Source organism: Ancylomarina sp. (assembly GCF_041555295.1).
Taxonomy (GTDB): domain Bacteria; phylum Bacteroidota; class Bacteroidia; order Bacteroidales; family Marinifilaceae; genus Ancylomarina.
Map to the genome: position 1 here is coordinate 1 of NZ_JBFFKR010000187.1, position 6,715 is coordinate 6,715.

Annotated in this window: 8 protein-coding genes and 1 pseudogene; 1 reads left to right on the plus strand and 8 read right to left on the minus strand. The window is 35.4% G+C overall.

Features of this window, described 5'->3' with window-relative positions; translation table 11 throughout:
- The 4 genes from ABY905_RS12280 to rpsF form a co-directional block, all read right to left on the minus strand.
- The coding region (locus ABY905_RS12280; RefSeq protein ID WP_372644311.1) for a hypothetical protein at positions 1-209 on the minus strand (209 nt) is incomplete at its 3' end.
- Between the two features lie 357 nt (positions 210-566).
- Positions 567-1,010 carry a 50S ribosomal protein L9 gene (rplI, locus tag ABY905_RS12285; RefSeq protein ID WP_372644313.1) on the minus strand — a complete coding sequence of 148 codons (444 nt, stop codon included), beginning with the start codon at positions 1,008-1,010 and terminating at the stop codon, positions 567-569.
- 24 nt (positions 1,011-1,034) lie between these two features.
- Positions 1,035-1,304 (minus strand): 30S ribosomal protein S18, encoded by a 270-nt coding sequence (gene rpsR, locus ABY905_RS12290; RefSeq protein ID WP_125030571.1) that lies wholly within the window; start codon positions 1,302-1,304, stop codon positions 1,035-1,037.
- 2 nt (positions 1,305-1,306) lie between these two features.
- Positions 1,307-1,657, minus strand: coding sequence for a 30S ribosomal protein S6 (rpsF, locus tag ABY905_RS12295; protein ID WP_372644315.1), 351 nt, complete (start codon positions 1,655-1,657; stop codon positions 1,307-1,309).
- A gap of 330 nt (positions 1,658-1,987) precedes the next feature.
- Here rpsF and ABY905_RS12300 point away from each other — a divergent pair, with 330 nt between their 5' ends.
- The gene (locus tag ABY905_RS12300; protein ID WP_372644317.1) at positions 1,988-3,112 is read left to right on the plus strand and encodes a universal stress protein; all 1,125 of its coding nucleotides are present in this window, start codon (positions 1,988-1,990) and stop codon (positions 3,110-3,112) included.
- An 83-nt stretch (positions 3,113-3,195) separates the two neighbouring features.
- On the opposite strand, the gene cysK is transcribed toward ABY905_RS12300, so the two are convergent.
- The 4 genes and pseudogenes from cysK to ABY905_RS12320 all read right to left on the minus strand — a co-directional run.
- Positions 3,196-4,107, minus strand: coding sequence for a cysteine synthase A (cysK, locus tag ABY905_RS12305; RefSeq protein WP_372644319.1), 912 nt, complete (start codon positions 4,105-4,107; stop codon positions 3,196-3,198).
- Positions 4,108-4,142: 35 nt separating this feature from the next.
- Positions 4,143-4,982: a serine O-acetyltransferase EpsC gene (gene epsC, locus ABY905_RS12310; protein WP_372644321.1), complete on the minus strand. Its 840-nt coding sequence runs from the start codon at positions 4,980-4,982 to the stop codon at positions 4,143-4,145.
- Positions 4,983-5,359: 377 nt separating this feature from the next.
- Positions 5,360-6,448, minus strand: a complete 1,089-nt coding sequence (gene modC, locus ABY905_RS12315) for a molybdenum ABC transporter ATP-binding protein (RefSeq protein WP_372644323.1) — start codon at positions 6,446-6,448, stop codon at positions 5,360-5,362.
- Positions 6,445-6,715: pseudogene (locus ABY905_RS12320) on the minus strand (hypothetical protein); the annotation flags it as partial. The pseudogene ABY905_RS12320 and the gene modC, both read right to left, overlap by 4 nt.

The following is a 6,715-nucleotide window of genomic DNA, read 5'->3' on the forward strand; positions in this document are numbered from 1 at the left end:
CCATCACTAGTAATACTTATTACATCAGTATAATCATTATTGAACTCAATTTCTCCATGAGACGAGACTTTAATATTCTCAGCTTTCCAATTCGAGCTTTCACGATTTGTAATATCCTTATCTAAACTCAATGGGCTTGCTAGTACTTGATTCATTAATGAAGGTAGAATCAGTGCAAGCACGATTGTGATTTTAAATAGAGCTTTCATATGCTTTTGATTTTATGATTTTCAATAACAGTTTTATGATCCTTTAGAAAATATCAGTTTACGATGTGATTTGATTGTTTCGTTTTGACAATCATTATTCTATGTCATTAATTTGATCACTTTTTCTAAGTACAATATTCAGGAAAACTAAGAATAATAAAAAAGTGAATGATGTCAATTGTCGAATATCTGTCATGAATTGTAAAGAATGGGGCATTCTTTTAAAAAGCCTCAGATAAATAAGGACGGTTGGGGGCAAATTAAAAAGCCACTCCCGGAAAAAGGAGTGGCTTTTATATGTTTGTTTGAAAAGATTTAAGTTGTGTCTTAACTTAAATTAATTGAGTTGTATTCAGATTAAACTGAAACAACTTCGAAAGCGATATCTACTTTCACTTCTTTGTGAAGTTTCACAGAAGCGGTGTATTTACCAATTTCTTTAACAGCATCTTTGATTGCGATTACTTTTCTGTCAATCTCAAATCCTTGAGCTGCAAGAGCTTCAGAAATCTGAATATTGTTAACAGAACCGAAAATCTTACCAGTTGTACTAGTTTTAGCACCAATAGATAAGCTTACAGCTTCAAGTTTTTTAGCAAGCTCAAGAGCTTCGTTTTTGATTTTCTCCTGCTTATGAGCACTTTGTCTCATGTTTTCAGCATGCATTTTTCTAGCAGACGGTGTCGCTAGAGTTGCCATACCTGTAGGAATCAAGTAATTTCTTCCGTAACCATTCTTAACAGTTACGATATCATTTTTATACCCTAAAGTATGGATATCTTGTTTTAAGATGATTTCCATTTGGTTTCCTCCTTCTTTAAAAGATTATTTCATCATGTCAGTTACGTAAGGTAGAAGAGCAATGTGACGAGCACGTTTTACTGCAGTTGCTACCTTTCTTTGATATTTTAAAGAAGTACCAGTGATACGACGTGGTAAAATCTTTCCTTGCTCGTTTAAGAATTTCTTCAAAAATTCAGGATCTTTATAATCGATGAATTTGATTTTGTTCTTCTTGAAACGACAGTACTTTTTCTTTTTGATCTCAACCGTTGGGGGAGTCAAATATCTAATTTCTGATTGATTTTGTGCCATGACTATTTCTCCTCTTTAGATGCTTTAAGGTTTCCTTTTCTTTTTATTGAATACTCGAATGCGTATTTGTCAAGTCTGAAAGTTAAGAAACGAATGACTTTTTCATCACGTCTGTAATTAAGTTCCAATTTCTCGATAGTGTCGCCTGGAGCTTCAAATTGAAGCAATTGGTAAAAACCAGTGCTTTTTTTCTGAATAGGATAAGCCAATTTGCGCAATCCCCAATTCTCTTCATTTGTAATCTTACCACCACTCTCGATGATAACGGCTTTGAATTTTTCCGCCGCTTCCTTTACCTGAGCTTCAGATAAAACGGGAGTTACAATGAAAACGGTCTCATAATGATTCAACATAATTTAAAAATGTTTAATTAATAAACTAATAATTAATAGTTTTACTAAGCCGCAAAAGTAATCAATCTTTTTTGATATTCAAAACCCTATTATAGCTTAAGTTTTAACATCAATTTATTTTTTTTTCGAGTTCTAATATTTTTTTTGAGTCTCGCTTATTTTTCATTAAATTGTATAGTGAACTTAATGATAAGAAAATCATTTGTTAGGTCTTTAATTAAGCTTGAGTTTTACAACTAATACACTGTTTGTTTAAATACTAATAGTTCCATTATTCTCAGTCGTAATGGTAATAGGATTTGAATATAAACCCTTTATAAATCGACACGCATGAAAGACAGGATTATAACTTTAGCAACTTACAGCTATTCCAGGGCTCATTTACTGCAAGGATGTTTGGAATCACAGGGTATTGAATGTTTCCTGAAAAACATCAACTTATTACAGTCAGCCATTGGCGGTGGAGTAAAGGTTCGGATTCGGGAAGAGGATTTAATTAAAGCCTTAAAGGTCATTGAAGATTTCAAATTAAGTTATGTTGAGAAAGATGAGGACAAAGTTGTGCATGGTTCTGTGATGGAATTAAACCGCATCATGGTTCCTGTTGATTTTTCAGATTCAACCCCTCGTATTTGTGATTATGCCTACAATTTAGCAGTAAAATTTCATGCAGATATCCTGTTGTTTCATACCTATTTTGCTTCTGCTATCGAGACGGTGCCCTTCTCGGATAGTTATACCTATAATGCTACGGTAGTTGAAGTTCTCGCTGAGGTAGAAAAAAATGCCAAAATGAAGATTAATGAATTAAAGGATTATTTAAATGCCAGGATTAAAAAAGATAAAGTGGATGGTGTTGAAGTGGATGTAGCTTTGTCGGGAGGTATTGCTAGTTCCGAAATTATTAGCATGACTAAAGAATACAGGCCAGATTTATTAGTAATGGGATCTCGTGGTGAGACTGCTGGAACCTCAAATCTGCTTGGCTCCGTTGTTTCTTCAGTAATTGATAATATTGATGTTCCGATGTTGATTTTATCTGATAGAGGTGAGAACCCTGATTTGGATGAGATTAAAGAGGTGATGTATGCGACTGATTTTGATAAAGCTGACTTCAAAGCTATTGCGACATTGAAATATATTACAGAACCGTTCTTTATGAATATTCACTGTGTTCATTTTGAAAAGGAAGAAGACGAACATCCTCTTGAAGAGCATCGTATGGATATTCTACGCAAGTATCTTAAACGATCGCTTGGTGATGATACTGTGAAGTGTCATATTTTTAAAATTGAAGACAAGATGAAGGGGATTGAATCCTATGTTCGGGATCATAATATTGGTATGATTGCTATTAAGGCTAGAAAACACAACTTACTTGAGCGCTTATTTTTCGGTCAGATGTCGCGTAAGCTTTTTGTAAAAACACATATGCCAATTTTAATATTTCATTAATAACCATTGAACCTTTATTTTTCAGCTTCAAAGCTTAAAGCTATCGAAGATCTTTTTCTTCGATAGCTTTTGTTTTTTTGATTTTAGAATAAGCCTTCTGTAGAAAGATAGCGTTCCCCAGTATCGTAATTAAAAGTAAGAATCCTTGCCTCTGAACCAAATTCATCCTTTTTCTTGGCTACGGCAGCAAGAGATGCACCTGTTGATATGCCTGCTAAGATTCCTTCTTCCTTAGCCAAAGATCTAACCATTGAGAAAGCCTCTTCTTGACTTACTTTTATAACGCCATCAAGAACAGATTCATTAAGGTTTTCGGGAATAAATCCAGCACCAATTCCCTGAAGAGGATGTGGGCCAGGAGCTCCACCGCTAATGACAGGAGAAGCTTCGGGCTCAACTGCAAATACTTTCAAATTTGGGAATTTAGCTTTAAGAATTTCACCAACTCCTGTAATGTGCCCACCAGTTCCAACTCCAGTAACCAGGTAGTCGATACCATCTGGAAAATCAGCAATGATCTCTTGAGCTGTTGTTTGTCTATGTATTTCAACATTAGCTTCATTGTCAAATTGTGATGGCATCCAGCTGTTGGCATTGGCTTTTATGAGCTCCTCTGCTTTTGATATTGCACCTTTCATTCCCAGTTCACGGGGTGTTAAAACAAACTCTGCGCCATAAGCTGACATTAGCTTTCTACGTTCAACAGACATGGATTCAGGCATGACTAGAATTAGTTTATACCCCTTGACTGCTGCAACCATTGCTAAGCCAACTCCTGTATTGCCAGATGTTGGTTCAATGATAGTTGCCCCTTTCTTAATAATGCTCTCTTTTTCAGCTTGTTCAATCATCGATAGAGCAATTCGATCTTTAATGCTACCTCCGGGATTATTACGTTCTAATTTAATCCAAGCATTAGTCTTTTGACCTAGGATTTTGTTGATCCTTATAACAGGAGTTTTTCCAATGGTCTCTAAAATATTGTCTAATTTCATCTGTTTATATATTTATAAGTTTGTGTTTTATAATTCTATATTTGAAAGTCAATGATGTTGTTCTCATTGATACTTGACCTGACTTTAATTTTATGTGTGTGATATGCCAATGAATTGGAGTCGACACTTGACGTTAGCCAAACATTACCACCAATTACACTATTCCGACCAATAATGGTATCTCCTCCAAGGATTGTTGCATTCGAATATATAATGACATTATCTTCAACAGTTGGGTGACGTTTCTTTTTAGCTAAACTCTTTTTTACTTGCAATGCTCCAAGAGTGACACCCTGGTAAATTTTCACATGATCTTTTATAATGGCTGTCTCACCAATAACGACACCTGTACCATGATCAATAAAAAAAGATTCTCCAATTCGAGCTCCCGGATGAATGTCTATTCCAGTTTTAGAATGGGCATATTCACTCATTAGCCTGGGAATAATAGGAATATTGGCTAGATAGAGTTCATGACTAAGTCGATAAACCATGATGGCAAAAAAGCCAGGATAGGAGACTATGACTTCACCAAGATTTCTTGCTGCAGGATCGAAATTCTGAATAGCTTGTGCATCCAATAAAAGTGCCTTGTACACCTTCGGGAGGTTTAGCATAAACTGTTTTGATAAATCATCAATTGGCTTGTTGAGTTCCCGTTTTACAGGAAGAAGTAGTAGTTTTAAATGCGTTTCTAATTGTACTAAAAGAGCCTCCTGAGCACAGTGACTTTTTGAACGACGAGCACTGATTGGGAATAAGGTGTTCATCGCTTCTTCAACAAAGGTTTGAGTTAAGTCTCTGCTTGGAAGATCCAGTTCGTTGATTTCGCGTGAAGCTTGAAGTTCTTCCATAACTTTTGTTAGATAATTCATTCTTGGATGATTATAAAATATAAATTGAAAAGGAGAATTTGAGGTGCAGCCAAGCTGCCCATTTAAATTGAGAGTCTATAGAAAGAATACTGTTCTACAGAACTAACAACAAGGGGTACAACAACAGCAACAACAATTCATGTTACTGGTCGAAAAAGATGTGTTTGATTTGAAAGAAGTCAAAAATGTGTGTGCAGTCAGATTCACCTCAAAAGAAACTTGAGGTGTAGAAAATGATGCGATATGACTGTTATACTCTTTCATAAGGAAATAAATACTGAGTCAAATCTAAGGAATATTTATATATAAAATACTCCTTTGTCCGAATTGTTTTGCAAACTGTTATTAAACTCAGTTGAAATAGAGCGAATCTAAGATTAAATATTCACTTTAAGGGCCATTGATTTAAAAAGGCACCACACAGTTTCACCTTGTGTTAGTTTTAGTTTTTGGCGAGAAGTTTCAGTAATAGTTACAAGGAGTTTGAAGCCTACATCAACAAGGCAGTATGTTTGGTTACCATGTTTGATAATTTGTAATATTATTCCTTCAAGTTGGTTTCGAATGGAGACATGTTCTACCTCATGCAGAGCAATAGCAATGTCTTCGGGACGGAGAGATACATGAATCTCATCATCCAATTCGAAGTGTTGCAATTGCTTTTTTCTTTTAATGCTGATTATTCCTTTATTTGTTTTTTTACTCAGCTCAAAATAATCGGTATCAATATGTTCAATTTTGAATGGAATCATGTTAATCAAACCTGATTCTTTCATGATATCGATTAGTAAATCATTTTCGATTAAATCAAAATAATTACCCTGAGCTAAAATCTGACCATCCTTAACTAGCAAAAGCTTTTGGCTCAAACTTAATAAATCAGGTAGATCGTGACTAACAACCAAGATAGGCAGTTTTAGTCTCTGGTTAATTTTGATTAAAAATGGAATAATCTGTTGACGCAGTGATGTGTCAAGAGCAGAAAAAGGTTCATCCATTAGCAACAGACGCGGGGAAGAGAGAAGGCTACGTCCAATAGCAACACGTTGCTTTTCACCACCTGACAACTGCCTTGGTAATTTATTTAAGAGTGATTCTATTTCGAGCAGTTCAACGATCTCACTAAGCTTAAACTGTTGCTGACTTACTTTGATATATTTGGTTGCAAAAAGTAAGTTCTGACGAACATTCATATGAGGGAAAAGGCGGCCTTCCTGAAAGACATAGCCTATTCGTCTTTTGTGAGATGCTGTGAATTGTTTCGTTTTGCTATTATCAAGAATATCATCACCAATTGTAATTTGTCCTTCATCCAACTTTTCCAACCCAGCTATCAACTGTAAAAGGCTTGATTTTCCAGCTCCTGAAGCACCAAAGATACCTGTGATTCCATCTGTGAAATCAGTTTGCATGTCCAGGTTGAAATTATCTCTAGACCATTTTATATCGATAGAAAGTGCTGTCATGCTTTATGTTTGCGATGATGTAGATTTTTAACCAATAATTCCGATCCAGCCATGGCGATGAATGAAAATATAACCGCTATAATTAGAAGGCGAAAGGCAGTTGTTTCCTGTCCAGGAATCTGTATCGCAGAATATAAGGCTAAAGGTAAGGTTTGAGTTTCTCCAGCAATATTACCTGCAAAGATAATGGTTGCACCAAACTCCCCCAATGAGCGAGCAAAAGCTAAAATAAAACCAGAGATAATGCCAGGAAGTGCCAAAGGTAAA

Excerpts from the sequence above, each read along its gene's own strand:
- rplI (WP_372644313.1), bottom strand. The coding sequence starts at position 1,010 with ATGGAAATCATCTTAAAACAAGATATCCATACTTTAGGGTATAAAAAT.
- rpsR (WP_125030571.1), bottom strand. The coding sequence starts at position 1,304 with ATGGCACAAAATCAATCAGAAATTAGATATTTGACTCCCCCAACGGTT.
- rpsF (WP_372644315.1), bottom strand. The coding sequence starts at position 1,657 with ATGTTGAATCATTATGAGACCGTTTTCATTGTAACTCCCGTTTTATCT.
- ABY905_RS12300 (WP_372644317.1), top strand. The coding sequence starts at position 1,988 with ATGAAAGACAGGATTATAACTTTAGCAACTTACAGCTATTCCAGGGCT.
- cysK (WP_372644319.1), bottom strand. The coding sequence starts at position 4,107 with ATGAAATTAGACAATATTTTAGAGACCATTGGAAAAACTCCTGTTATA.
- epsC (WP_372644321.1), bottom strand. The coding sequence starts at position 4,982 with ATGAATTATCTAACAAAAGTTATGGAAGAACTTCAAGCTTCACGCGAA.
- modC (WP_372644323.1), bottom strand. The coding sequence starts at position 6,448 with ATGACAGCACTTTCTATCGATATAAAATGGTCTAGAGATAATTTCAAC.